This is a genomic window from Paraburkholderia fungorum, from assembly GCF_046027605.1.
In the GTDB taxonomy this organism is placed as follows: Bacteria; Pseudomonadota; Gammaproteobacteria; order Burkholderiales; family Burkholderiaceae; genus Paraburkholderia; species Paraburkholderia fungorum_F.
In genome coordinates, this window is the sequence record NZ_JAQQEF010000006.1 from 299,358 (window position 1) to 325,370 (window position 26,013).

At 62.6% G+C, this 26,013-nt stretch carries 21 protein-coding genes and 1 pseudogene; 9 read left to right on the forward strand and 13 right to left on the reverse strand.

The features are described 5' to 3' along the window. Nucleotides 1-7 precede the first annotated feature (7 nt). The 5 genes and pseudogenes from PQR53_RS13480 to PQR53_RS13500 form a co-directional block, all read right to left on the reverse strand. A complete protein-coding gene (locus PQR53_RS13480) occupies nucleotides 8-769 on the reverse strand; it encodes a 2Fe-2S iron-sulfur cluster-binding protein (protein WP_408454223.1) in 762 nt (253 codons plus the stop codon). 379 nt (nucleotides 770-1,148) lie between these two features. Beyond that, complete coding sequence (locus PQR53_RS13485; protein WP_408454226.1) at nucleotides 1,149-1,832, reverse strand: Fe2+-dependent dioxygenase; 684 nt, start codon at nucleotides 1,830-1,832, stop codon at nucleotides 1,149-1,151. Between the two features lie 155 nt (nucleotides 1,833-1,987). Continuing rightward, a pseudogene (locus PQR53_RS13490) lies at nucleotides 1,988-2,713 on the reverse strand (tetratricopeptide repeat protein); the annotation flags it as partial. A 10-nt stretch (nucleotides 2,714-2,723) separates the two neighbouring features. Further along, a complete protein-coding gene (locus tag PQR53_RS13495) occupies nucleotides 2,724-4,973 on the reverse strand; it encodes a TonB-dependent receptor (RefSeq protein ID WP_408454229.1) in 2,250 nt (749 codons plus the stop codon). Between the two features lie 340 nt (nucleotides 4,974-5,313). Next, complete coding sequence (locus PQR53_RS13500; protein ID WP_408454232.1) at nucleotides 5,314-6,225, reverse strand: LysR family transcriptional regulator; 912 nt, start codon at nucleotides 6,223-6,225, stop codon at nucleotides 5,314-5,316. A 90-nt stretch (nucleotides 6,226-6,315) separates the two neighbouring features. On the opposite strand from PQR53_RS13500, the gene PQR53_RS13505 reads away from it, so the two are divergent. Beyond that, nucleotides 6,316-7,404, forward strand: a complete 1,089-nt coding sequence (locus tag PQR53_RS13505; RefSeq protein ID WP_408454235.1) for a zinc-binding dehydrogenase — start codon at nucleotides 6,316-6,318, stop codon at nucleotides 7,402-7,404. Nucleotides 7,405-7,427: 23 nt separating this feature from the next. Here the strand turns inward: PQR53_RS13505 and PQR53_RS13510 are convergent, their stop codons facing one another. Together PQR53_RS13510 and PQR53_RS13515 are read right to left on the reverse strand one after the other, a co-directional pair. Beyond that, the gene (locus PQR53_RS13510) at nucleotides 7,428-8,891 is read right to left on the reverse strand and encodes an amino acid permease (RefSeq protein ID WP_408454238.1); all 1,464 of its coding nucleotides are present in this window, start codon (nucleotides 8,889-8,891) and stop codon (nucleotides 7,428-7,430) included. A 236-nt stretch (nucleotides 8,892-9,127) separates the two neighbouring features. Continuing rightward, nucleotides 9,128-10,420 (reverse strand): aspartate carbamoyltransferase, encoded by a 1,293-nt coding sequence (locus tag PQR53_RS13515; RefSeq protein WP_408454241.1) that lies wholly within the window; start codon nucleotides 10,418-10,420, stop codon nucleotides 9,128-9,130. Nucleotides 10,421-10,818: 398 nt separating this feature from the next. Here PQR53_RS13515 and dapA point away from each other — a divergent pair, with 398 nt between their 5' ends. The 4 genes from dapA (at nucleotide 10,819) to PQR53_RS13535 (ending at nucleotide 14,068) form a co-directional block, all read left to right on the forward strand. Beyond that, nucleotides 10,819-11,775 carry a 4-hydroxy-tetrahydrodipicolinate synthase gene (gene dapA / locus PQR53_RS13520; RefSeq protein ID WP_408454244.1) on the forward strand — a complete coding sequence of 319 codons (957 nt, stop codon included), beginning with the start codon at nucleotides 10,819-10,821 and terminating at the stop codon, nucleotides 11,773-11,775. A gap of 356 nt (nucleotides 11,776-12,131) precedes the next feature. Continuing rightward, entirely contained in the window at nucleotides 12,132-13,187 is a 1,056-nt protein-coding gene (locus PQR53_RS13525) for a M23 family metallopeptidase (RefSeq protein WP_408454247.1), read from the forward strand. Then, nucleotides 13,180-13,566, forward strand: a complete 387-nt coding sequence (locus PQR53_RS13530) for a hypothetical protein (protein ID WP_408454250.1) — start codon at nucleotides 13,180-13,182, stop codon at nucleotides 13,564-13,566. The genes PQR53_RS13525 and PQR53_RS13530 overlap by 8 nt, the downstream gene beginning before the upstream one ends. Before the next feature lie 67 nt (nucleotides 13,567-13,633). Further along, nucleotides 13,634-14,068: a bactofilin family protein gene (locus PQR53_RS13535; RefSeq protein ID WP_408454253.1), complete on the forward strand. Its 435-nt coding sequence runs from the start codon at nucleotides 13,634-13,636 to the stop codon at nucleotides 14,066-14,068. Nucleotides 14,069-14,131: 63 nt separating this feature from the next. Here PQR53_RS13535 and PQR53_RS13540 read toward each other — a convergent pair whose 3' ends face one another. From PQR53_RS13540 to PQR53_RS13550, 3 genes are all read right to left on the reverse strand, one after another. Continuing rightward, nucleotides 14,132-14,938, reverse strand: a complete 807-nt coding sequence (locus tag PQR53_RS13540) for a hypothetical protein (RefSeq protein ID WP_408454256.1) — start codon at nucleotides 14,936-14,938, stop codon at nucleotides 14,132-14,134. A gap of 121 nt (nucleotides 14,939-15,059) precedes the next feature. Then, nucleotides 15,060-17,129 (reverse strand): putative bifunctional diguanylate cyclase/phosphodiesterase, encoded by a 2,070-nt coding sequence (locus tag PQR53_RS13545; RefSeq protein WP_408454259.1) that lies wholly within the window; start codon nucleotides 17,127-17,129, stop codon nucleotides 15,060-15,062. A 121-nt stretch (nucleotides 17,130-17,250) separates the two neighbouring features. Further along, nucleotides 17,251-19,068 (reverse strand): sensor domain-containing diguanylate cyclase, encoded by a 1,818-nt coding sequence (locus PQR53_RS13550; protein ID WP_408454262.1) that lies wholly within the window; start codon nucleotides 19,066-19,068, stop codon nucleotides 17,251-17,253. Nucleotides 19,069-19,534: 466 nt separating this feature from the next. On the opposite strand from PQR53_RS13550, the gene PQR53_RS13555 reads away from it, so the two are divergent. From PQR53_RS13555 to PQR53_RS13565, 3 genes are all read left to right on the forward strand, one after another. After that, nucleotides 19,535-20,242, forward strand: a complete 708-nt coding sequence (locus PQR53_RS13555; protein ID WP_408454265.1) for an HD domain-containing protein — start codon at nucleotides 19,535-19,537, stop codon at nucleotides 20,240-20,242. Between the two features lie 39 nt (nucleotides 20,243-20,281). Then, nucleotides 20,282-21,733: a catalase gene (locus PQR53_RS13560; protein WP_408454268.1), complete on the forward strand. Its 1,452-nt coding sequence runs from the start codon at nucleotides 20,282-20,284 to the stop codon at nucleotides 21,731-21,733. A 310-nt stretch (nucleotides 21,734-22,043) separates the two neighbouring features. Further along, nucleotides 22,044-22,475, forward strand: coding sequence for a rhodanese-like domain-containing protein (locus PQR53_RS13565; RefSeq protein ID WP_408454271.1), 432 nt, complete (start codon nucleotides 22,044-22,046; stop codon nucleotides 22,473-22,475). Nucleotides 22,476-22,594: 119 nt separating this feature from the next. On the opposite strand, the gene leuD is transcribed toward PQR53_RS13565, so the two are convergent. Together leuD and leuC are read right to left on the reverse strand one after the other, a co-directional pair. Continuing rightward, nucleotides 22,595-23,236 carry a 3-isopropylmalate dehydratase small subunit gene (gene leuD, locus PQR53_RS13570; protein ID WP_408454273.1) on the reverse strand — a complete coding sequence of 214 codons (642 nt, stop codon included), beginning with the start codon at nucleotides 23,234-23,236 and terminating at the stop codon, nucleotides 22,595-22,597. After that, a complete protein-coding gene (gene leuC / locus PQR53_RS13575) occupies nucleotides 23,237-24,643 on the reverse strand; it encodes a 3-isopropylmalate dehydratase large subunit (RefSeq protein WP_408454276.1) in 1,407 nt (468 codons plus the stop codon). A 145-nt stretch (nucleotides 24,644-24,788) separates the two neighbouring features. Between leuC and PQR53_RS13580 the strand changes: the two genes are divergently transcribed. After that, nucleotides 24,789-25,706, forward strand: a complete 918-nt coding sequence (locus PQR53_RS13580; RefSeq protein ID WP_408454279.1) for a LysR family transcriptional regulator — start codon at nucleotides 24,789-24,791, stop codon at nucleotides 25,704-25,706. Between the two features lie 93 nt (nucleotides 25,707-25,799). On the opposite strand, the gene PQR53_RS13585 is transcribed toward PQR53_RS13580, so the two are convergent. Beyond that, a partial coding sequence (locus tag PQR53_RS13585; RefSeq protein ID WP_408454282.1) for an IclR family transcriptional regulator domain-containing protein occupies nucleotides 25,800-26,013 on the reverse strand: 214 nt, incomplete at its 5' end.

Sequence of the window (26,013 nt, forward strand, 5' to 3'; positions counted from 1 at the left end):
CGCTCCGTCAGGCGTTGCCGTCGTTGCGGCGGGGGCTGCCACTGTCGCTGCCGCTGCTGCTTGCGCTGGTTTGGCCGCCGCCCTCATGCACGGCGCGCACCGCCGCGACGATATTCGCGTACGCGCCGCAGCGGCAGATGTTGCCGCTCATGCGTTCGCGGATCTCGTCGTCGGACAGTTGCGGCGGGCGGCTGCGGACATCGGCGGTCACGGTGCTGGCCGTGCCGTTGCGGAATTCGTTCAGAAGGGCAGTCGCGGAACACAACTGCCCGGGCGTACAGTAGCCGCACTGGAATGCATCGTGTTCGATGAAGGCCCGTTGTATGGGACTCAGTACGCCATTGCTGGCGAGTCCTTCAACCGTCGTGATGTTCTCGCCTTCGTGCATCACGGCGAGCGTCAGGCAGGCATTGATGCGACGGCCGTCGGCGATCACCGTGCATGCGCCGCATTGTCCGCGGTCACAGCCTTTCTTCGTGCCCATCAGGCCCGCGTATTCGCGCAATGCATCGAGCAAGGTCACGCGTGGTTCGAGTTGCAGCGTATAAGCGCGGCCGTTGACGGTCAGCGTGACCGGGCGGCCCGGCACCGGCGCGCGAACCTCCGCGGAAGGCGGTGCGGCTGGGGTTTGGGTCTGGGCGCGCAGATGCGGCGCCGCGCCGACCGTGGCGGCAGCGGCAGCCGATTGCAGAAAGCGGCGGCGCGAGGGTTGGGGTGGCGCGGTGGCGGGCGCGTCGCCCCCATCGTCAAGTTCGTTCTTCGTGGACATGGCGGTCTGCTCGCTCCATTGAAAGGTCAATGCAGGCTTGCGACATACAGGTACCCCGACGTGCGCGTATCCGACGTGCGGATACTCGATGCTTTGGCATCTGGAACGTCGCGGTCGAACTCATCACTCAGCAATTTCGGTGCCGTTGCGAACGCAACGGCATGTCGACGCGGCGCGCCCGAAGCAACCGTGAGCCAGCCGTAAGCCAACGGTGAATCACGGTGAACGGGATCGAATCGTGGAGAGCGCAACTAAATGCCGCAGCGCGCGTCAACCATGGACGTTGCGCTTAACGAACAGGAAAGTAAATACGTGAAAGCGTCTTCTTTCCCAGTGCAAAAAGAAAGACTGTTTTGTGTGGGACGAGGAGTCCGCTCGATCAGGCGTCAGCCCAGCGGCGCAGCAGATTGTGATAAATGCCGGTGAGACTTACCACGGTTGCATCGTTCGTGCCTTTGTCGGCTGCCAAACGTTGCACGTCGTTGTCGAGCTGGAACAGCATGGCGCGTTCGCCGTCGTCGCGCACCATGCTCTGGATCCAGAAGAAGGACGCGAGCCGCACGCCACGTGTCACCGGGCTCACGTGATGCAGGCTCGAAGCGGGGTAGAGCACCATGTCGCCGGCCGGCAGCTTCGCGCGATGCACGCCGTAGGTGTCTTCGATGCAGAGTTCACCGCCGTCGTAAGTATCCGGCTCGGCGAGAAAGAGCGTGGCCGACAGATCGCTGCGGATGCGAAAGTCGGTGCCGCGCAACTGGCGGATCGCGTTGTCCACATGGGTGCCGAAACCATCACCACCGGCATAGCGGTTAAAGAGCGGTGGAAAGACTTTCAGCGGCAACGCGGCGGAAAAGAAGCGTGGATTGCGGCCGAGCGCGTCCTGAATCGCGTCGCCCACCGCGCGCGCTGCGGGCGAGCCTTCGGGCAATTGCTGGTTGCGCTTGGCCTGCGCCGACTGTTCGCCGGAAGTCGCATTGCCGTCGATCCAGTGCGCCGCGTCGAGGACTTCGCGACATTGCGCGACCTGTTGTTTGCTGAGCACGCCTTGCAGATGCAGCATCATGCGCGTGACTCCTGGGCGCGGGGCGTCGTTGCGGCTGCGGCCGTACCTGCATTCGTGCCTCGGCCCATGTGTTGATCCGTGTCTGTGTTCGTGCCTCGGCCCATGCCTGAATCCGCGTTCATGTCCAACGCTAGCGGCGCACGTAAGTCAACATTCAGCTGTTTAACCAGCGCACGAAATGCGTCAACCGGCGATACGGCCAGCCATGCCTGCATCTTCGCGACGAACGCTGTTGTCGCCGATTGCGGTACGCGCCGCAACCACGCCAGCGCGGCGTCGATCTCGCCGCGCTCGGCCAGCAGCCGCGCATAGTTGAACTGGCCGCGAAAATCGCCGCCTACCGCGGCGCGCCGGTAATAGTCGAGCGCGATGCTTGCGTTTGCATCGACTTCCCAGCCGTCCTCGTAAAAGCTGCCGACAAAATTGATCGATTTCAAGTGACCCATTTCGGCTGCGCGCCGGAACCACTGCAGCGCCTGCGCGCGATCGCGCTCCACACCATTGCCGAGCGCCAATGCCGACGCATAGTTGTACATGCCCCAGTCGAGTCCGGCCTGCGCCGCGAGGCGATACCAGTAGACCGCGACCGGCGCGCACGCAGCGGTGCCCCAACCGTGTTCGTAGCATCGGCCCAGCATGTTCATCGCCATCGGATGATCCTGCCGGGCCGCATGCTTGAACCAGGTCAATGCTTCTTCGGCGTGGCGTTCCACACCGTGGCCGTCGAGCAGATACTGCCCGTACACCGCCTGCGCTTCGACGATGCCGTTATGCGCGGCCGCCGCTACCCACGCGGCGGCTTTGGCGGGCGGCCCGGCGAGAATCGCGGCGAGCTCGTCACGCGACACGCTCGCCAGCGCCTTCAGCGTCACCTGTTCCATGGTGCCGTGCCTAGTAGTGCGCGTTGAGCGTCAGGAAGGCGGAACGGCCGGCTGCGATCGACGCGTAGTGCGCCGGATACGCCTGGTCGTAGTATGTGCGGTTGAAGATGTTCTGCACGTTCAGTTGCAGATCGACATGTTTGTTGATCCGGTACGCCGCCATGCCGTCGAAGCGCCAGTACGACGGCACCGCGCGCAGATTGGCCGGGTCGCCATACACCTGCGACATGTAGAACGCGCCGCCGCCGATCGTGAACTTCGGCAGCACGTCGTAGTTGGTCCACAGGCTGATGCTGTTCTTCGGCGTATTCGGGAACTGATGGCCGTTATCCGACGTGGTCTTGCCGTTGTCGCGCAACTCGCTCTTCATGTACGTGTAGCCGCCGAACACCTGCCACTTGTTCGTCAACTGACCGGCCACGCCGAATTCGAAACCTTGCACACGCTTGTTGCCGACCATCGCGTATTCGTTGTTCGGCAGCGTGACGCGGGCGTTGGTCGTGTCGATCTGGAACAGCGCGCCCGTCAGCGAGAGCGTGTTGCTCAGCACGTTCCACTTGGTGCCGAGTTCGACGCTGCGATTCTTTTCCGGCGAAAGCTGGTCCGCGTTCGCGCCGACTCCGCCGCGTCCCGGGATCAGCGATTGCGTTTCGCTGCCCTGGCCGAGCAGGGCACCGGCCGGCGTCGACGAAGTCGCGATCGACGCATAGATGCTGCCGTTCGAGGCCGGCTTGAAGACGAGGCCGAGCTGGTAATTGAACAGCGTGTCGTCGCGCGACACGCCCTTGCCGCCGTTGGCCACCGTGTTGCGGAAATCGGTCGAATAATCGTCGACGCGCAAGCCGACGTTGGCCTGCCAGCGTTTGGTGAATTCGATCGTATCGAACGCGTAGAGCGATTTGGTGGTGGTGCGCTGTTGGCTCGGATCGTGGGCGAGTTTCACCGAACCGGCCCACGGGTCGTTCGGATTCGGCGACCACAGGCTCGTGCAGTTATAGCCCGACGCCGCGCCGATGCCCTTGGTGTTGCAGATCGCGCCCGTCGCCGCGGCCACGGCGTACGAATCGTTCACGCTGGTTTCGCGCGACAGTTCGAGACCGGTGGTGAAGCTGTGCTTCAGGAAGCCCGTCCTGAACTCGCCGAACAGTTCGGTCTGGTTCGCGAGGCTATAGACGTCGCTCGCACGCGTATTCGCGCGGCGCCACACCATGCCGTTGACGACATTGCCCTGGCTGTCGTCCGGCTGCGTCCAGATGTAGTCCTGAGTGGACTTCGTATAGCGCGTGGTGTTGCGAATCGTCAGGTCGCGGTTGATGTCGTGCTCGATGCGCACCGTGCCGACGTCCGAGGTCGTTTTGCGAAAATCGCGGTCGATCAGGCCGTAAAAATTGTGGCGGTCCACCTTGGCCGGATAGATGGTGTCGACGTTGGCTGGCCTGTTGGTGGTCGTGTAGAAGTACGGAATACCGCTGTCGGGCAGGTCGTCGGTCGAGAGGTGGTAGTAGCTCGCCGTGACGCGGGTCGGCGTGCCGAGGCCGTACGTGAACGACGGCGCGATGCCCCAGCGCTCGTTGTTGACCGCATCGCGGCCGGGCGCGTCGTTGTTATGGCTCATCACGTTCAGGCGGAACGCCGCGTGATCGGCCATCTGCCAGTTGCCGTCGGCGGTGAAGCGGCGGTAGCGGTCGGTGCCGAGGCCCGCGCTGCCGTCCGCGGAATTGCCCAGATGCGGGGTCCTGGTGATCAGGTTGATGCTGCCGCCCGCGCCGCCGCGCCCGCCGTAGGCGCCGTCCGACCCCTTGGTCACTTCCACGCTTTCGATGTTGAACACTTCGCGGGTGGTCGCGCCGATGTCGCGCATGCCGTCGACGAAGGTGCTGCCCTGCGCGTCATAGCCGCGAATGAACGGCCGGTCGCCGAGCGGATTGCCGCCTTCGCCGGCACCGAAGGTGATGCCGGGCACGGTGCGCAGCGCTTCGGTCAGCGTCGAGGCACCCGTACTCCGAATCAACTCCTGCGGAATCACGGTCACCGACTTCGGCGTATCGACCAGCGGTGCGGTGAATTTGACCGACGCCGAGTGGTCGGTCTTGAAGCCGTCGTCTCCCTGGCCTTGCACGGCGATCGGCGCGAACTGGTTTTCCCTGTCCGGCGGCGCGGTGCCGGCCGTGCCCTGCGCGAGGGCAGGGCCGGCCGCCAGCATGCTGCATAGCGTGGTGCTGATTTTGCCGAGCTTCGGTTCGTCGGACCGCAACTTCATTTTTATCCCCGTCGTTGAGTGTTGGTCTTCCGGGACGGTGGCTAACGCATTCCTTACCCGGACATTCCATGTTTATTACAAAACGTTTTCGGCGTGCATTCTATGCAATCTGGTTGTAATTGAGAAGCGTTCTCATCACAAAATCTCAACGCATGGAATCGAGGGAGTAAGCCGGCGCATGGAATTTGCGAGGAAATCGACGAAGATGGGAAAAGAAGGCGTGGATTTGGCTGCCGCATGAGCGCACTGGTGGTTTTGCATTGCGCCGCTCAAGCGGCTTTTTCGAGGCGTGAGATGCGCTCGCTCTGATCGAAAGGCGGATCAGCTCCAGCTTTGATTTTTACTGTTCAGCCAATTCAGCTACCGTGTCGCGCAGCCACACAAGCGCCGGATCGGCCTGGTTGCGCGGATGCCATCCCGCGTACAAGGTGAAGCCGCGCGCCTCGAACGGCAGCGCAAAGGTATCGAGCCGATCGATGTAGCGTGCCGCGAAGCGCGACGGCAGCGTCGACACGTAGTCGGTTTTCGACAGCAACTCCGGCACCAGCGTGAAGTGCTGGACCGACAACGCGACCCGCCGCGCGCGGCCGAGTTCATCGAGATGCTCGTCCATGAAGCCGTGAAAACTGCCGCCGCTGGTCGACACCAGGATGTGATCGAGCGTGCAGTAAGTGTCGAGGTCGAGTGGCGCCGTGCCGCGCGGGTGGCCCTTGCGTTGCACGAACACGAAATGCTCATCGTAGAGTTTGCGGGCTTTCATCGACGGCGGAATCATCCGGTCGGAACCGAGCAGCAGGTCGATCTCGCCGCTTTCGAGTCGCGACGCGGCAGTGGGCTGATCGCCGATCACGAACGCCACACGTACACCGGGTCCTGCCGAGGTCGGCAGGCGTTCCATCAGGCGCATGCCGAGCACCGCAGTGGCGTTGTCGTGCGCGGCGATCACAAAGCGCCGCGTGTCGGTCAGTGGATCGAAGGCCGGCTGGTGGCGTACCACCGCTTCGAGATTTTTCAACGCGGCATGCAGCGGCGTCATCAACTCGAGCGCCCGGGCCGTGGGTGTCATGCCGCGGCCAGTTTCGGCGGGCAGCAGCAGCGGATCGCCGAAGATCTGCCGCAAGCGCGCGAGTTGCGTGGAGACGGCCGGTTGCGTCAGATGCAGGCGCTCGGCCGCGCGCGTGACGTTCGATTCGGCAAGCAGCGCGTCGAGCGAAACCAGCAGATTCAAATCAATGCCGCGCAGATCAATCATGTTGATAGGTCGCATATGAGTAATTGATTTCTAGAATACGTACGACGCTTCTACAGTTCAACCACCGAAACGGACTGAAGGAACCTCAACATGAAAGCCTGGATGCTCGATCAACCCGGCAAGCCGCTGGCCCTGCGCGACGTGATGCAACCGCAGCCGCGCCGCCACGCCGTGCTGGTGCGGACGGAGGCGGTGCCGCTGCTCAGCTACACGCGCGACTATGTGGAAGGGAAGTTACCGTACGCCTTTCCGCCGGGGCCGTTTTCGCCGGGCACGAATGGCATCGGCCGGATCGTCGAAGTCGGGGAGGGCGTAGTGGCGTTTCGAGCCGGTCAACGCGTGGCGGTGAATCCGTACTGGAGCGCCGACGAAACCGTGCGCGAGCCGGCGCAAGCGCTGCTGGGGCTCACCGCCATCAGCGCCGATAGCGGCGCGTTGCTGGCGGAGTTCCCGCACGGCACGTGGCGCGAGGTGGCCGAATTCCCGGCCGCGACGCTAATCGCATTGGATGGTCTGGACGAGCTCGATGCCGCCCGTCTCGCGGTGTTGGCCAAATTCGCGGTGCCGTTTGGCGGATTGCGACGCGGCCGTCTCGCGGCGGGCGAAACGGTGGTGGTCAACGGCGCGAGTGGTTACTTCGGTTCGGCGGCCGTGCTTGCGGCGCTGGCGCTCGGCGCGAGCAAGGTCATCGCGCTCGGCCGGCGCCCGGAACCGCTGCGGGTTTTGGCCGAGCAGGGCCGCGGGCGGGTGGCCCCGGTCGTGCTGAGCGGCGATGCCACGCAAGACGCGGCGGCGATTCGCACCGCAAGCGGTGGCGGCGCGGACCTCGCGTTCGACATGGTCGGGCAGGCCGCCGACGCGAACGCTACTCTCGCCGCGTTACGCAGCCTGCGCCGCGGCGGGCGCCTCGTGCTGATGGGCAGCATGCAAGTGGATTTGCCGATTCCCTATGGCGAAATGTTGCTGAACAACTGGGCGGTGATTGGCCACTTCATGTACACGCGCGCCGACTACCTCGCGCTGGTTTCGCTCGCGGCGTCCGGGCAGATTCCGCTCGAGGCGGTCGAGTTGAAGTCCTGGCCGTTCGCCCAGCTCGAAGCGGCAATCGACGCTGCAGGCCGCATGTCGGGCCTGCAATGCACGGTCGTGGAAGGCCAGTCGCGCGAAGCGTGGCGTTGAGCGCGACGCGCTGCGCTGCGCGCTCAGTCGCGAACCCGCTCCGGATGGCGAAGACGCGAATGATTGCGGCCGTAGAGCACGTAGATGACGAGCCCGATCACGAGCCAGACGAACAGCCGTAACCAGGTGACAAGCGGCAGCCCTGCCATCAGCAGCAGGCAAAACAGAATCCCGAGGATCGGTATCACCGGCACGCCCGGCGCGCGGAACGGCCGGGAGGCTCCCGCGTCGCTGCGGCGCAGATAGATCACAGCGCCGCAGACGAGAATGAACGCGAACAGGGTGCCGATACTGACCATCTCGCCCAGCACGTTGATCGGCGTGAATGCTGCCACGATCGCCACGATCGCCCCGATCATCATCTGGCTCAGATGGGGTGTTTGCAGGCGCGGGTGGACGCGCGCGAACAGGTGCGGCAGGAGGCCATCCTGTGACATGGTGAAGAAGATGCGGCTCTGGCCATATAGCAGCACCAGTATCACGGTCGTCAAGCCAGTCAGCGCACCGATCTTGATGAGCACGGAAAACCACGTGACGCCGATCGCATCGACACCTTTCGCGATCGGATCCGGAACGTTGAGCTGGGCGTAGGGAACGAGTCCGGTCAGCACGCCCGCTACTGCAATGTAGAGGATCGTGCAGATCACCAGCGAACCGAGAATACCGATCGGCATGTCGATTTGCGGCTTGCGTGCTTCCTGGGCCGCAGTGGACACCGCATCGAAGCCAATGAAGGCAAAGAATACGACAGCCGATCCGCGGAGAATGCCGCTTGCACCGAAATTGCCGAATTCGCCGGTATTTTGCGGGATGAACGGATGCCAGTTGGCAGGATGCACAAAGAAGGCGCCGATGACGATGAACGCGAACACCACGGTCAGTTTGATCGCCACCATGATGTTATTGAGCCGCGCTGACTCCTTGGTGCCGAGCACGAGCATGATGGTCAGCAAGGCGATGATGAAGACCGCCGGCAAATTGACGACGCCGGCCACGGTGCTGCCATCGGCGAGCGTCACCGTGGTGCCCGGCGCGGCCGCCATAGTGGGCGGAATGTTGATGCCGACGTTATGCAACAGGCTGACGATGTAGCCTGACCAGCCGACCGCAACGGTCGCGGCGCCCATCGCATACTCGAGGATCAGATCCCAGCCGATGATCCATGCGAACACTTCGCCGAGCGTGGCATAGGTGTAGGTATAACTGCTGCCGCAGACCGGCAGCATGGCGGCCAGCTCCGAGTAGCAGAGTCCGACAAACGCGCAGGCAATCCCGCCGAGGACAAACGAAAGAATGATGCTCGGCCCCGCATAATGGGCTGCGGCCGTGCCGGTTAAAACAAAGATGCCGGCGCCGATGATCGCGCCGATACCCATCGCCGTAATGCTGAGCGCGCCCAGCGACTTCGACAGTTGGCGTTCCCCGCCCTCCGCGCTTGCGACAATATCCGCGACGGATTTGCGCGCCATATAACTCGTGTCGGCCATGATAAGTCGTCCTGTTCGTATGTTGGTGAATCCGGGATCGAATCGATCCGTGACGCACTGCAATAAGCGACTTCTTTAAAGACGACCGACACGGTTGATGCTGCGGTTGAAGAGGGAGTGACGAATTCAGTCTAGTCCGGATTTAATCGACCGGGCACTGAAGATGGATAGGTGAATACCAAAGCGGCCTTGCGTGTGAATCGCAAGGCCGCGTTTTTCAATTATCAGAATCCTGATCAATCGATGCCGTGAAACACCGCATCGTCCGGACCGAGATAGACGGGCGGGCGCCACGCGGCGTCGCGCATCGAATGCTGGACCAGTTTTTCGACACCCAGCAGCACGGCGAAAATCGCCATCCGCACCGGAATGCCGTTATCGGTTTGCCGGAAAATCGCGAGACGCGAATCATGGTTCAGATCGACGCTCAGATCGTTCGCGCCCGGCCGGCTGTCGCGCGGCAGCGGGTGCATGATCAACGTGTCGGCGCCGCATACGCTGTCCATCAGCGCCTGATTGATCTGGAAGTCCGGCGTATAGCCTTCGAACGACTCGTCGGTGAAGCGCTCTTTCTGGATGCGTGTGGCGTACACCACGTCGGCACCGCGCAGCCCGGCGGGCAGATCGTGGGTCTGCTCGATCACGTGATCGTTGCGCGAGATCTGCTCGATGATATAGCTTGGCATTTCGAGCATGGGTGGCGAGATCAGCGTGAACTTGATGCCGCGATACAGCGCCAGCAGCTTGACCAGCGAATGCACCGTGCGGCCATATTTCAGATCGCCGACCAGCGCGATATGCGCACCGTCGACGATCTTGCCGAGCCGCGAAAACTCGCGCTGGATCGTGTACAGGTCGAGGAGCGCCTGGCTCGGATGCTCACCCGGACCGTCGCCGCCGTTGATCACCGGCACGTTGGTGGCGCGCGCGAATTCGGCCACCGAGCCTTGCTCCGGATGGCGGATCACCAGTGCGTCCACGTAGCCGCTCATCACGCGGCTGGTGTCGTAGATCGACTCGCCCTTTGCCATCGACGAAAACGTGAAGCCGGTGGTGTCGCACACCGAGCCGCCGAGCCGGCAGAACGCCGCGCCGAAGCTTACGCGGGTGCGGGTGCTGGCTTCGAAAAACAGATTGCCGAGCACCGCGCCTTCGAGAACGCGGGAAATTTTCCGGCGCCGTGCGATCGGCTGCATGATGTCGGCGACGCGAAACAGTGCCTCGACGGAGTCGCGCGAGAACTGATCGACCGACAGCAGTTGCGGCTTGCCTTCGAATAACATGTGGCTTGCCAGCGATTGTGAGTCTACGCTTTGCGTATACTTCTCGCCAGGCTCCCCGTGGACGGCGATTTCCGACACGAAACGCTCGACAATCTCGGGCATGGCCCGTGATTCCTGCGAATCGTCCGGCAGCAGCCACGTGTCGAGCGCCCGGCGCGATACACCGATGCGGCTCGCGAATGTGTCGCGGGTCATGTTCATGCGACGCATCGCATCGCGTAGGAAAGCTTGTTGCGGGACGCTCATGCAGGCACCTTTGGGAAGTGGGTCGCGCACTCGTCATGTACGCGGTGCGTATATTAGTTTCCCTGTCGCAGAAGTCAAGTAATTTTGCGCGGGTTTTGCAAACCCGCTTTGCAAACCTGCGCCACACGCGGGTACACTGCGATTCATGCATCCCGGCCAACCGCTCCGACTCCGCCCGTCACGCACCGCACGTTTCGCTTTTGCGAGCGCCGTGGTCGCACGCGCGAATCTCGCAAGCCTTAGCGCCAAAACCAAAAAACAGCCGCTCATCTGACCGGAGCTGCTGTTCCGTCAGATGTGCGACGGAACAGCCGGTCAACGCCCGCCTGCGGCATTCCCTGTTTTTCCTCCCTCGCACCGCTGATCGGAATCGATACGGTCGCCATCGAGGTAAAGACATGTCCATTTTTTCGGGTATCTGGGTTCCGCTCATCACGCCATTCGCCGACGGCGCGGTGGATCACGCCGCGCTGCGCACACTGGTGCGGCGCTATGCCGGCGCGAGCATCGCCGGGCTGGTCGCGCTCGGCACGACCGGCGAGCCGGCCACGCTCGACGCCGCCGAGCAGGACGCCGTGCTCGCAACGATTCTCGACGAAGCGCAAATGCAAACGCAAACGGAGGCGCAAACGCAAACGGAGGCGCAGATCGCCGCCCGCTGCGCGGCGCACGCTCAGGCGCTGCCGGTGCTGGTGGGTGTGGCGGGCAATCACACGGCGAGCATGCGCGAGCGCATCGGGCAACTGAACGCACTGCCGATCGCCGGTGTGCTGATGGCCGCGCCGTACTACATCCGGCCTTCACAAGCGGGCATCGTCGGGCATTTCACGGAGCTTGCCGATGCGAGCGACAAGCCCGTCGTGCTATATGACATTCCCTATCGAACCGGCGTGCGGCTCGAACTCGACACGCTCCTGACGCTCGCCGCGCATCCGCGGATTCAGGCAGTGAAGGACTGCGCCGGTTCCCTCGACACCACGCTCGCGCTGATTCGCGACGGTCGCTTGCAGGTGCTCGCCGGCGAAGACATCAATATTTTCAACACCTTGTGTCTGGGTGGGAGCGGGGCGATCGCGGCCTCGGCGCATGTGCGGCCCGAGCAGTTCGTCGCGCTGTATCGCGCGCTATCGGCGGGGCGGCTCGACGAAGGACGGCGCATTTTTCATGAACTCGCGCCGCTGATCCAGGCGCTGTTCGCCGAACCGAATCCGGCGCCGGTGAAGGCCTTGCTCGCTGCGCATGGTCTGATACGCGACGAGTTGCGCATGCCGATGACGCGCGCCGGCGATGCGCTGGTCGCGCGGCTCAGAGCGCTGGAGGGGCTCGATCGGAAAGAGGCTTGCGTGACTGCATAGCCGGTGAAGGCGGATTCGCCGAGGGCGGCCGTTGCCTGTTTCGGCAAGCGGCGCATCCGGCTTGCGTGACCTGGTATCTCGCACCGTCCTTTGTATTTGAGATGATGGTTCGTGATGCCAGGCGATAATCGGCGCCCTTTGTCCACTATCACCACCGGTATGTTGTCCGGTTGATGCCGCATGCAGTTAGTCTCGTCCGCCGATCTCCCGTCCCGCTTTAGCGCACTCAACACGCCTGGCACGTTCAGCGCGTTCAGTGCGTCGAACATGTCGAACACGCTGATCGTACCGAACGTACCTCGTGCCGCGTCTGTGAAACCGCGCACCTGCCGCCTGACACGCGCCGGGAGCTGCTGATGTCTTCCGTGTTTCGCGCCGGGCGTCAACTTTCCAGCGGCTCGATCAGCTTCGTCACGCGTCATACCGCGCTAACTATCGCGCTAAGCACCGCCTGCGGCGCGGCGGCGGTGGCGCTCGCCGCGGGCATCGCGATCGGCATGCACTGGCCCGCGCACAGTGGCTCCAACGATCAGGCGGCGAGCCGTGTCGAGCACGACTATGCAATCGATCAACTTGGCAAGCTGAACGCGTCCGTGGCGCAGATCGAACCGCGCATCGCGCGTCTGACGATGCAGGTCGGTGCGTTGAGCAACTTCGAAGCACGTCTGAATACACCGCGGCCAGCGCCACGCGCACCCGCCACGCCGGCTGCAACCGCCACGCCGGGCGCCGCCTCCGAACCCGACACGTCCGCTACCGACAGCGAAGGCGAGGGCGGTCCCTCCTTGCCGCCGCGTCGCTGTACAGATGTCATGCCGCAAGCCCTCGAATACATAAAACCTGAAAACCGGAAGGAGTCGTCGGCCGGACAGCCGGAACCATCGCGCGCTTCGGCCGTTTATGCCGATGCCGAGCGCACCAGGCAACAACTGGATTGCATCGCCACGACGCTGTCCGCGCTCGAGCAGCAAGCCGCCGATCACGCAGTCGCGTACGCCGCCTTTCCCGGCCGCATGCCCGCCGACGGCGCCCGCTTCGGCTCGCCGTTCGGCAACCGCACCGATCCGTTCACGCATCGGTTGAGTTTCCATCCGGGCATCGATTTGGTCGCCAGAACCGGTACACCGATTCTGGCGGCGGCAGGCGGCCGGGTGATTTTCGCGGGTGAGAAATCGGGCTATGGCAATGCGGTTGAAATCGATCACGGCAATGGTCTCGTGACCCGTTACGGCCACGCGTCGCGCATTGTCGTGCATGTCGGCGATCTGGTGCTGCCGCGCCAGTATGTCGCCGACGTCGGCTCGACCGGACGCTCCACCGGCCCGCACCTTCATTTCGAAGTGCTGGTCAACGGCGCGCCGGTCGATCCGGCCGCCTACCTCGCGCTATTCGCGCCCACGCCCCATGGTTGAACGACGTTTTCCCCGCGATGCGGGCAGTCTGAGCCAGCGCGTCTATACCTTGCAGCCGGCGCGGCCGCTCGTTGCTCGCGTGATCCAGTGGGCTGTGGTATGCGCGCTCGGCGCGGCAGGCGGCACGGCGGCCACTGTGGCATGGCACGCGCAGCGCTCCGGCACAGCGGTTGATCAATGCAACGCGGCGCCTGTGGATGAGGGTAGCGAACAGACCGAACTCGCCCGTACGCGGCTCGCGCTCGCGCAGGAATCGGCGGCGCGGGCCGCGGTGCAAAAAACCGCGGACGGCGCCGCTGCCGACGTCGCGCGCCTGAACGCCGAATTGCAGTTTCTGCGCGGCCAGAGCAAGACGAAGCCGCCGGCCTCGCGCCGCTGAGCGCCACTCCGGAGCGTCGCCCGAATCGCCTCACGCGACGAATATTTTCATTTCCCAAGAGATACTTATGTTTAGCAAGAAAAAAACCGCGGGCATCCAGCAGACCAAGCTCGCCACTCTTATCGCACACGACGTGCGGATCACGGGCGACCTCCTGTTCAGCGACGGCCTGCGCATGGATGGTCACGTGAAGGGCAACGTGAGCGGCGAGCCGGGTGCCCAGACCCTGCTGGTCCTGAGCGACCGCGGCTCGATCGAGGGCAACGTGCATGGCTATGACGTGGTGGTCAACGGCAGGATTGTCGGCGACGTGATCGCCGATCACTTCGTCGAGTTGCAGAGCAATGCGCATGTGACCGGCAACATCTACTATCAGCAGTTGCGGATGGATTGCGGCGCCTCGGTCGACGGCAAGCTCACCAAGCGTGAGGCCACGCAGGCGGTGACGCCGATTCTCGTATCGGTGGCCGACACGGCACATGGGGAGCGCAAGGCCGGTTAAGCGGCCTTGTGGCTAGCCGGCCCAGTGCCAGGTGGCCAAAGGGCTAACCCGCCGCGTGCCTCATCAAACCGGCCCCGGCAGCGTCTGGCCCTGCGCGGGGGTGTGGTGGCCTAAGGCATCGCGGCGCGCCGATCGTGCATCGATCATCGCGCGCATTTCCCGCGTTTCGGCGAGACGCTCCAGCGCACCGCGCTCGAGCGTGGCGAGCATGTCGCGTTCGACGATCAGATGGTGCAAGGCCAGCACGATCAGGCCGATGGTCAGCAGCAGATCACCCGCAAATACCACTGCGTAAAGCGCCGAGGTGGTGCGCGGGTTGCCGTACAGCAGCGTCATATTGGCGCGATCGAGCAGCACGAGCACGAGCGGCACGATGGCATTGAGCGTCGCGATACCGCTGCCCACCGCCACCAGCACGCGTGCCGCGCCGAGTTGCGGACGGCGCCGGCGGACCACTTCATACAGCGTCCCCGCGCGGCACGGCACGAAAAACAGCGCCAGCAGGCCGGCGCGGACCGCCAGCGGCGCGTTCCATGCGAGCGAACACACATACAGCAGGCAGAACACGGCAGTGACGACGAGGCCGGCCCGCCACGGCGCCGATGCACCGAACAGGTCGCGCGTGCCCCACCAGATCAGCATGCGGCTTTGCAATGCCAGCGTCGCGGTGGCCACCAGCAGCAGATCGCTGTTCCAGATCGCATGCAACGCAAAGCATGCGGTGGCGGTGGCAAGCAGATAAAAGGCAACGGCCCAGAAGCGGAATGCGCCGACCTGCCCAAACATTCGCGAAAGCGCCGTCGTGATTAGCGCGCTGCACAGAAAGGTGATCAGCCATACCGTTGTGAACGTCGCTACGTCAAATTTCATGAAGTCTCCAGCAGCCAATCGGTTGGTTCCTGCTTATCGGTAAAACGAGGCCACGCAGCGGGAGGCGTCATGAAGGCTAACTGACGCGTATAGCCATACGGGTTTCAAACGGATCGGAGGCTCATCCGGCCACCATTCTGTCGCGGAGCAACGCGCTGAAATCGTCGGCGGCGAGGGGCTTGCCGAGCAGAAAGCCTTGCATCTCGTCGCACCTCATCGACCTGAGCATGTCGAGCTGCGACTCGGTTTCGACGCCTTCGGCTACCACGTCCATTTCCAGCGAGTGCGCGAGCGCAATGATCGCGGAGACGATCGCGCTGCCTTCGGGTCCGTGCGCGTCGAGCCCGTTGGTGAAGAAGCGGTCGATCTTCAACTGCTTGACGCGAAAGCGTTGCAGATAGGCGAGGCTGGAGTAGCCGGTGCCGAAATCGTCGATTGCGATTTCAAAGCCGCTCGACTGGAACTCGCGAATCATTTCGATGGTTCTCGGCGCATCCTGCATCGCGACGGTCTCGGTGATCTCGAACATGATCTGCTCGCATTGCACGCCTTCGGCTTTCACGATCTCGAGCATCGTCGCGACGAGGTTGGGTTGCGACAACTGGCGCGGCGACAGATTGATCGCGACTCTCATCGGCGGCAGGTTTTGCTCGGTCCAGCGGCGAATCTGCTGGCAGGTTTCGCGCAACACCCAGTAGCCGATCTGCACGATCTGGCCCGAGCGCTCGGCAATCGGAATGAATTCGAGCGGCGCCAGCGTGCCGAGCTGCGGATGGTGCAGGCGGATCAGCGCTTCGGCGCCCGCCAGCGCGCCGCCGCTGCCGTGGAACTTCGGCTGGAAATGCAGCGAGAAATGGCCGGCGACGAGCGCTTCGTGTAGCGCGCTTTGAATTTGCAGCGTGCGCGTCGCGGCTTCGTTCATGCTGGGTTCGAAGAAGCGATAGGTGCTGCGGCCGCCGCGCTTGGCTTCGTACATGGCCGCGTCGGCGTGTTTGAGCAGCGTGTCGACGGTATCGCCGTCGTGCGGATAGAGCGCGATGCCGATGCTCGGCATCACCTGGAGCGGTTGCGAATCGGTCCATACGCCCTGGCGCATCCGGTCGAGCACGCCTTCGGCCATCGTGCCGGCATCTTCGCGTGAAGCCAGGTTCTCGGACAACACGACGAATTCGTCGCCGCCCAGACGCGCGACAGTGTCGCTCGCGCGCACGCACAGCAGAAGGCGTTGGGCGAAGGCGGACAGCACCTCGTCGCCGGCCGAGTGGCCGAGTGAATCATTGATGGTCTTGAAGCCGTCGAGATCCATGAACAGAATCGCGAACAGCGAGCGCTGCCGGCGCGCGCCAAGGATCGCGCGTTCGATGCGTTCGGTGAGCGTGCTGCGGTTGGGCAGGCCCGTCAGCGTATCGAGCGTGGCGAGCCGCACGACCTGACCATTCAATGTCGATACCGCGCCGGCCAGAAAACTGGTGCGCGCGTCGAAACGCGACAGCAACAGCGTGACGATCAGAATCGCGAAGGTGAATAGGATCACCGAGGTGGCGAGCCACGCTGCGTTCACGCCTCTCGCCGCGCCGCACACGGCGCCGGTCGGAAACTCGGCGGCCGCCATGCCGGCGTAATGCATGCCGCTGATCGCGACGCCCATCACCAGCGCCGCGATGAAACGTTTGCGCATCACGTAGCGTTCGTCGCCGTTACTGAGTGCGCGCGCCAGCCACAACGCGGCGGTCGACGCGCCGATCGCGATCGCTAGCGACCCTGCCAGCCAGGCCGGCTGATAGTGGATGTCCGGCGCCATTTGCAGCGCTGCCATGCCGGTGTAGTGCATGCCGGCGATGCCGAAACCCATCAGCACGCCGCCCGCCACGAGCCGAAGCGGCGTGAGTTGCGCCTGAGTCGTCATGACCAGCGCCAGATACGACGCGCCGATGGCGAGTCCAAGGGAATAAGCGGTCGTCGCGAAATCGTAGCCGAGCGGAATCGGCAGGGAGAAGGCGAGCATCGCGATGAAGTGCATCGACCAGATGCCGACACCAAGCGCGGCGGCGCCGCCCAGCCGCCACGCGTGCCGCAGACGTGCCGAGGCCAGCAGGAAGATGCGGCCGGTCAAATCGAGCGCCGTGTACGACGCCAGCGCCGCGACGACAAACGAGATTGCAACCAGCCAAAAATTGTATGAGCTCTGCATGTTTAGTCCAACCGCGACGGGAAAGCGGCTGAACTTGTTATCGACAGTTGGCGGCGTTTATTTAATCGATTTGCGATATATCAGTCATATGGGTTGAGCGTTCCGCGGCTGGACGACTGGACTAGTCGCCATAAACCTCGATCCGGTTGCGGCCGCGCTCCTTCGCTCGATACATTGCCTTGTCGCCACGAGACAGCGACTGATAGGCGCCGACATCGGCCGCGCGCATCGTGTCGACGCCGATACTGACGGTCAGCACGATGTGCTCGGCACGGCACAGCAAGGGGGTTCGCGAGGTACGCTGCTGGACGCGTCGCGCGAGCGCGATGGCCGCGTCGGTATCGGTGTCCGGCAGCACCATCGCGAATTCCTCGCCGCCAAGCCGGCCGACGATGTCGCTGGCCCGCACTTCGGCGCGTAACAGCTCGGCGAAATGACTGAGCGCGCGGTCGCCGACCTCGTGTCCCCAGCGGTCGTTGAGCGCCTTGAAGTTGTCCAGATCGAACATCAGCACGGCGGCGACGCGACTGTCAGCGCGCCGGACGCGCGACAATTCCGCCTCGCTTTGCATCATGAAGTGGCGGCGATTGGGCAACTGGGTCAGGAAATCGATGGTTGCCGATTCCTGCAACTCGGCCTCGATGTGCTTGCGCTCGGTCACGTCCGTGATGAAGCCGTGCCACAGCGTGCTGCCGTCGGCCAGCAGTTGGGGCCGGGCATCGCCCTGTCGCCAGCGCAAGCCTTGGCGCGGCAGTTGCACGCGATATTCGAGGTGCCACGGCGACAGGCTGGTCGCCGATTCCGCAATCGACTGCCGGTACGCGGCCAGATCGCGTGCATCAATCAGCGCGTCCACAGTCTGCGCGCTCGTTGTGGCCTGCTGCGGCGTCAGCTCGTAAATATCGCGGATTCCGTCGCTCGCATAAGGGAAGAACGCGCGTCCATCCGTCATCAGCCGGTATTGGAAGACCAGGCCCGGCACCTCGTCCGTCAGGTTCGTGATCAGTTCAACGGACTGCTGTAGCCGCGCGGCCATCTCCCGCAATGCCGTAATGTCGGTCGTCGTACCTACCATGCGTAGCGCACGACCCTCGCTGTCGCGGTTGACCACCTTGCCCCGGCTGCTGATCCATTTGTAGCTGCCGTCCTTGCAGCGGATCCGATGCTCGACCGCGTAGCTGTCGGTTCTGGTTTCGAAGTGGGCCTGCATCGCTGCCGCGACGTCCGCGAGGTCGTCCGGATGCAAGCGCAGATAGGCTTCTTCGATCCGGTTGCTGAGCTCGTGCTCCTCGTAGCCGAGCATCGCCTTCCAGGCAGGCGAATAGTGGATTTCGCCGGTGACGACATTGCGGTCCCAGACGCCCGTCCCGCTGCCGGCAAGGGCCAGCGTCATGAGTTCCGCGCCGGCCTCCAGTTCTTTCACGCGGTCCTGCAGCGTCGAGAGCGCATGCGCGTGTTCGAGGCGCTGCGCGATCAGCCCGGCCAATTCGCGAAGGAACGCCCGTTGTGCGTCATCGAGGGCGCGGGGCAAGTCATCCAGCAGACACAGCGCGCCCAGATGGAGGCCGTCGGCGCCTGTCAGGGCACAGGCGGTGTAGAAGCGCGGCCACCGCACCGAGACGCCGCGCGCGTTCCCGCCAAAGCGTTCGTCGGCCCATGTGTCCGGCACGACGACCAGCCCGTCGGTCGCCGTGCCTGCTTGCAACGACGGACCCGATAGGTCCGGAGGCAGGACGTCGGGCAAAACGCCGTCGACCGCCTTGAGCCGCAGCCCATGAGCTTCGGATAACGTGACCAGAGCGGTTGCGACGCCGAAATGAGTCCGCGCGAGCCTCGTCACCGCCTGGCATTCCGGGTCAGCGGACGGCGGAGCGACATCGCCGCCCGCGGCGGCGGCAGACGGAACGCCGTCCTGGTCGGAATAGGTGCAAACCAGCATAGGGATTAAGACGTTTCCGTGACGGGTCGCATGTCGCACTAGGCCTCTGTATAACGGCACCAAATTCCATGAGTTTAGGGGAGATGGCTTACTGCGGACGCTTTCCTGCGTGTTTTCGCGCAGGATTGACCGGGCGCTGGAGCCTGGCCAATACGATTAGTGGCGGGCGCAGGCCCGGACGGACCTCAGCCAGAAGGCACGGCAGGATATCCCGCACGCTTGGCAGACTTCAGCGCTTCGTTCCCGTTGTCGGACACCGGTTGTTTGCCCAATATTGATTCCCATGGACACGCCGCTGAATACCCTCCGATCGGAGGCATTGCACTCCGTAAATTGTGTTTCGCGGACGGGCAGTTGAGCGGATGTCTACATCGATCGCTTCGAAAGGTGTCAGGAATTCAGCGACGATTGCCGAAGCCTGGAAGCATGCATATGCGCCACCCACTTGCCAACTGAGGAACCGGAAATGAGCACTACGATTGCAGGCATCAAGATACCCGACAGCGCAATTGCGCGCGCGGCCACCCAACTGGTACGCGATACCGAAACCGATCTGCTGTACAACCACTCGCGACGGGTTTTCCTGTTCGGCGCCCTCAGCGGCGAACGCAAGGGCCTCAAGTACGATCCGGAACTGCTGTACCTCGGCGCCATGTTCCACGACATGGGCCTGATGCCGGCATATAGCAGCGAAGGCTACCGTTTCGAAGTGGATGGTGCCAATGCCGCGCGTGATTTCATGACGCAGCACGGCATGAATGACTACGACATCGAGCAGGTGTGGTTGTCGATTGCGTTGCATACCACACCGGGCGTGCCTGAACATCTGAAGCCGGTCGTCGCGCTCGTGACCGCCGGGGTCGAGATGGACGTGCTCGGCATGGCCTATCACGAGTTCAGCGACGAACAACGGATTCAGGTGGTGGCCGCGCATCCGCGTGAGGAGACGTTCAAGAACGGCATCATCGATGCCTTCGCGCAAGGCACGATCAAGAAGCCCGAGACGACCTTCGGCAACGTCAAGGCGGACGTGCTCGAACTGCGCGATCCGTCGTATAAGCGCCTGAATTTCTGCCAGATCATCCTGGGTTCCGCATGGGACGACAGCAAGGCTGGTCATGCTCACCATCAAGGCTGCGGCTGCGGGACCGATTCGGCGGCTAAGGGCAACTGAACGACTGCCGTTGCATATTGCGTAGATAGAGGATCTTTCATGAAAAAGTTGACTACTGCTTTCGGCGCACCTGTCGTCGACAATCAGAACATTCGGACAGCCGGCCCACGTGGTCCGGCGTTGCTCGAAGACGTATGGTTTCTGGAGAAACTGGCCCACTTCGACCGTGAAGTGATTCCCGAACGCCGTATGCACGCGAAAGGTTCTGGCGCATTCGGCACCTTCACGGTGACGAATGACATCACGCAATACACACGCGCCGCGATCTTTTCCGAGGTCGGCAAGAAGACCGAGATGTTCGCGCGCTTTTCGACCGTGGCGGGCGAGCGCGGCGCGGCGGACGCCGAGCGCGACATTCGCGGCTTCGCGTTGAAGTTCTATACCGACGAAGGCAACTGGGATCTGGTGGGCAACAACACGCCGGTGTTCTTCCTGCGTGATCCGCTTAAATTCCCCGACCTGAACCATGCGATCAAGCGCGATCCGCGCACGGGCCTGCGCAGCGCTGAGAGCAATTGGGACTTCTGGACGCAGCTGCCCGAAGCACTGCATCAAGTCACAATCGTCATGAGCGATCGTGGTATTCCGAAGACGTTCCGCCACATGCACGGGTTCGGCAGCCACACGTTCAGCTTCATCAATGCCGCACACGAACGCTTCTGGGTGAAGTTCCATTTCCGCTCGCAACAGGGCATCGAAAACCTGACGGACGCAGAAGCGGAAGCGCTCGTCGGCCGTGATCGCGAGACGCATCATCGCGACCTGTACGAAGCGATTGAACGCCAGGAGTTTCCGCGCTGGACGATGTATGTGCAGGTCATGCCGGAGAAAGAGGCGGGCAGCTATCCGATCAATCCGTTCGATCTGACGAAAGTCTGGCCGAAGCGCGACTACCCGTTGATCGAAGTCGGCGTAGTGGAGCTGAACCGCAACGCAAACAATCATTTCGCCGACGTCGAACAGGCCGCTTTTGCTCCCGCCAACGTGGTGCCGGGCATCAGCTTCTCACCCGACAAGATGTTGCAAGGCCGGTTGTTCTCATACGGAGATGCGCAACGCTACCGCCTGAGCGTCAACTACCACCAGATTCCGGTGAATGCGCCGCGCGGTGCGAAGTACGTGCATAGCTATCACCGTGACGGGTTGATGCGCGTCGATGCGAATATGGGTGGCGCCACGCCGTATGAGCCGAATACGCGCGGTGAATGGCAGGAGCAGCCGGACTTTCGCGAGCCGCCATTGTCGATCGAAGGCTCGGCGGATCACTGGAACCACCGTGTCGACGACGACTATTACTCGCAGCCAGGGGCGTTGTTCCGTCAGATGACGGCAGCGCAGCAGCAGACGCTGTTCGATAATACGGCGCGCGCGCTGAACGGCGTATCGAAGCCGGTCCAGCAATTGCATATCGAACACTGCACGCTGGCGGACCCGGCATACGGCGCGGGTGTGGCGAAGGCTATCGCTGCGCTGGAAGAAGCGTCGGCATAGCCGTTCTGCCTCTCCTGGGAGAGTTTGATCCCTTAAGCGGTGGTGATCGTCGCGGCGACGCTCGCCAACCGCCTGATCCGGCGGGAAAGTTACGGGTGGGTCATTCTGCTCAGGAGAGGTGCGAACGTGGCAGTGGTCGACTTCGACGCACAGGGACTTGATGTCGACTGTTGTGGGCGGGCGTAGTAACACGTTTTCACGCGAATATGGCCGTGGCGTGATGTTACTGGAATCTGTCATTTGCGACACTGGTTGACCGTGCAGGAGAACGGGACAATGCGATGCAATGATCCACGCACAAGGAGCTTTTATGTCCCCTGTCTCATCCGTACCGCCTGCCGACAGTGCCGTCGCGCTCGCCCATTTCAGCGCCTCGCTGTCATTCGAAACCGATTGCGCCGACGTCCATGCGGCACTCGGGAGCGACGACCCGCGATCGATCGATTTTGTGCTGCTTGATGTACGCAGTGCCGCGCATTTTTCGCGTGGTCATGTGCCCGGCGCAACAAATATGCTGCACGGCAAGATCGTGGCGTCCAGGCTCGCCGAGTATCCGCTCGACACGCTCTTCGTCACCTATTGTGCGGGTCCTCACTGCAACGGAGCAACGCGTGCCGCAATCAGGCTCGCCAAACTCGGCCGCCCCGTTAAGGTCATGATTGGCGGCATTACTGGCTGGCTCGACGAGGGTTTTCAGCTAGCTTGCGCCGATGAGGCGTTATCTCGGAGCGATTGTCCGTGAACAAAGGAACAGTAAAAGAGCGCGATGCAGTTTGCTATACGACAGCTCGTCGACTTGGCGAAGAGCTGGGTCTGCGCGAGAAGTCTGCGTGGTTTCCAGCTGGATCTGATGATCTCGCGTCATGCCAACCAGGGCTCAGCGGCGAAGTGGTCCTTTTCGAACGCTTTGATTCGCTCGCTGTAGCTAGCCAATATCTGCCCAATTTCGTCAAGGCCTGACAGCAGAGCATCCTTGCGGGAGGCATCCAGGTCAAACCGATAACTCTTCCCGCCCTGGCAAACCACTCGCTGCCGCGGTAGGTCGATCGTGATGGGTGTCGGTTCGTCTGTCCCGGCCAGATCGTTGAACAACTCCTCGACAACATGGGCCGGCAGCCTTATCGGGAGGATGCCGTTTTTGAAGCAGTTGCCATAGAAAATATCACCGTAACTGGGTGCGATGATGGCTTTGATCCCCCAGTCGGCCAACGCCCAAACGGCATGCTCGCGGCTCGATCCGCATCCGAAGTTGGCGCGGCACAACATGATTTGCGCGCCGTGATAGCGAGGCTGATTAAGTGGAAAGTCCGGCCGCTTCGTCCGTTTTGTGACGTCGTCGCCAGGCTCGCCCGCTTCGGCATAGCGCCAGTTGTCGAACAGGTAATCGCCGAATCCGACGCGGCTCGTCAACGCCATGTACTGCTTCGGCAGGATCGCATCGGTATCGACGTCGGTACGGTCAATCGGCACCGGGTGGGTCTTCAGAATAAGGAATGGTTTCATTCAAAGCTCCGCTGGGTCGATGAAATGTCCGGCGATAGCTGCCGCGGCCGCCATAGCCGGGCTCACCAGATGGCTGCGGCCACCACGCCCTTGCCTTCCTTCGAAATTTCGATTCGAGGTCGACGCGCAGCGTTCACCTTCACCAAGACTGTCGTTGTTCATCCCAAGGCACATCGAGCAACCCGGCTCGCGCCACTCGAAACCTGCCTCGACAAAAATCTGGTCCAGACCTTCTTCTTCCGCCTGGTACTTGACGTTCCCGGAACCGGGCACGACCAACGCCTGCCGGATCGTGGACGCGACCTTCCTGCCCTTCACGACATCGGCGGCAATGCGCAGATCCTCGATGCGCGCATTGGTGCACGAGCCGATAAAAATCTTATCCAGTCCGATTTCCCGAATCCGCGTTCCTGCATCCAGCCCCATGTAATCGAGCGCGCGCATTGCCGCTTCGCGCTGTTCGTGAGTCGACCCGGCAGCGGGGTTCGGTACCTGTGCGTCGATACTCGTGACCATGGCCGGCGTCGTTCCCCACGTCACCTGGGGTCGCAGATCGCTCACGTCGAACACGGCCGTCTCGTCGAATTCCGCCGAGGGATCGCTATGCAACGTCGACCACAGCCGCTTTGCGTCTTCCCACTCTGTCCCAACCGGGCTTGACGGGCGTCCGTCGAGATAGTCGATCACCGTCTTGTCGACACCAATCAGCGCACAGCGAGCGCCTGCTTCCACTGCCATGTTGCACAATGTCATGCGGCTTTCCATGCTGAAACCGGACACCGTCTCGCCTGAAAATTCCAATGCAAACCCGGTCGCAAAGTCGCTTTTATAGCGGCCGATAAACGCCAGCGCGACGTCTTTCGCGTAGGTGCCGCGCGGTAGTTCGCCGGTGATTTGCACGTTCAGCGTCTTGGGCCGACGCATAACCAGACATTGCGTTGCGAGAATCTGTTCCACGTCCGAGGTGCCGATGCCCAGTGCTAGCGCGCCGAATGCACCGTGCGTCGTGGTGTGCGAATCGCCGCACGCTATCGTCATGCCAGGCAGGGTCTCACCCAGCTCGGGCGCGACGACGTGCAGAATTCCTTGCCTGCGGTCCGTCAGCTCGAAGAAGCGCAGCGCGTATTCGCTGCAATTCTGCTGTAGCGCCGCGAACTGTCGCCTGGCAGATTCGTTGTGCATGCCCGCAAGGCGATTGGTTGTGGGAATATTATGGTCTGCGGTCGCCAATACCGATGAAGCGCGCCACGGTTGGCGCGAGGCGGCACGTAAGCCGTCGAATGCCTGAGGACTCGTCACCTCATTCAACAAGTGCCGGTCGACATACAGCAGGAAATAATCGTCATCCAGTTGTGAAACGACGTGTCGCTGCCAAATCTTTTCAAGCAGGGTTTGGGGGTAAGCCATGGTTATCCGTCATGGAAAGCGTAGGAGATGCTTGCCAATGAGGATAACAAGCCGGGGAGGGGACTGAATTGACCGTTCGCGACACCTGCTGTCACGAGCCGGCAAAGCGCTTCGGCCCGAGTTTATGTGAAGGATTGGTTAGACCATGCGCTTCGATATTGAGACTTTAAGGCTCTTTATTTTTACGATTGAAGGAGGCAGTATTTCCGCCGCTTCCGAGCGGGGGAATGTCGTGGTGTCCGCTGTCAGTCGCCGCATCTCGGACCTGGAGCGGGCCGCCGGTACGCCGTTACTGCATCGCCGTAGCCGTGGCGTCGAGCCGACGCCCGCGGGCGTCGCGCTATATCGGCGGGCGAAGATCGTCATGGGCCATTTGCAGGAAATCGAAAATGAAATGGGCCAGCATAGAGACGGAGTGCGAGGGTTGGTGCGGCTGTCCGTCAACCTCACGGCGATGGCGCATTACTTGCCGAAGGCGCTCAAATCGTTTGTCGATCGCTTTCCCGAGGTTCAGATCGGGCTAGTGGAGCGTCTCAGCGACCAGGTATCGCGGGATGTACTCAGCGGTGATGCGGATGTAGGCATATGCGCAGCATCAGGCATCGACGAAAGCCTGTCGGAACGGCCTTTTCGTACTGATCGACTCGTGTTGATCACGCCTGCGGACCATCCCTTGGGTCGACGCGAAAGCGTGAAATTCGCCGAGACCCTCGACTACGAGCACGTAGGCATGCAGGACGGTGCTTCCATTCTTGCTCTTGCTACCCAGGCGGCCAAAGCGGCGGGGTGTCCAATGCGTCTGGCTATTCAGGTCACAAACTTCGAGGCGATTCGCAACATGGTCATTGCCGGGCTGGGAATTGCCATCATCCCGGAAATCGCACTTGCCGAACGGGATCATACCGACTACGTGAAAGTGAGGCTCGACGAACAGTGGGCCGGGCGGCAACTCAAGCTGTTATTCAAACCAGCCACGCCCTTGCCGATAGCGGCCATGCACCTTCTCGATCACCTCAGTACGAAAGGCGGCAAGCCAGAGACAGGCTCGGATGCAATGGAGTGAACGCCCGCCACCAAGCCTCAAGACTCATGGCGGTCCGCGCCAGCTGAGTTGGCCAGCTTAACGACCTGGTTGCCGATCGCGCTATTCCGCGCGCTAGGACGGGCGGATCGAATGGACCAGAGCAGGCGCGCGGCGAATCGCCCATTCGATATGGGCCCGTGCCGCCTTCAGGGCAGGCAGGCGCGTGGCAATCAGATCCGCGATCGTGATGCGATCTGTCTCCGAGGAGCAGTTGATCGCGGCGATCACGTTTCCTTGGGGATCGCAGACCGGCAACGCGATCGATACGACGCCCAGTTCGATCTCG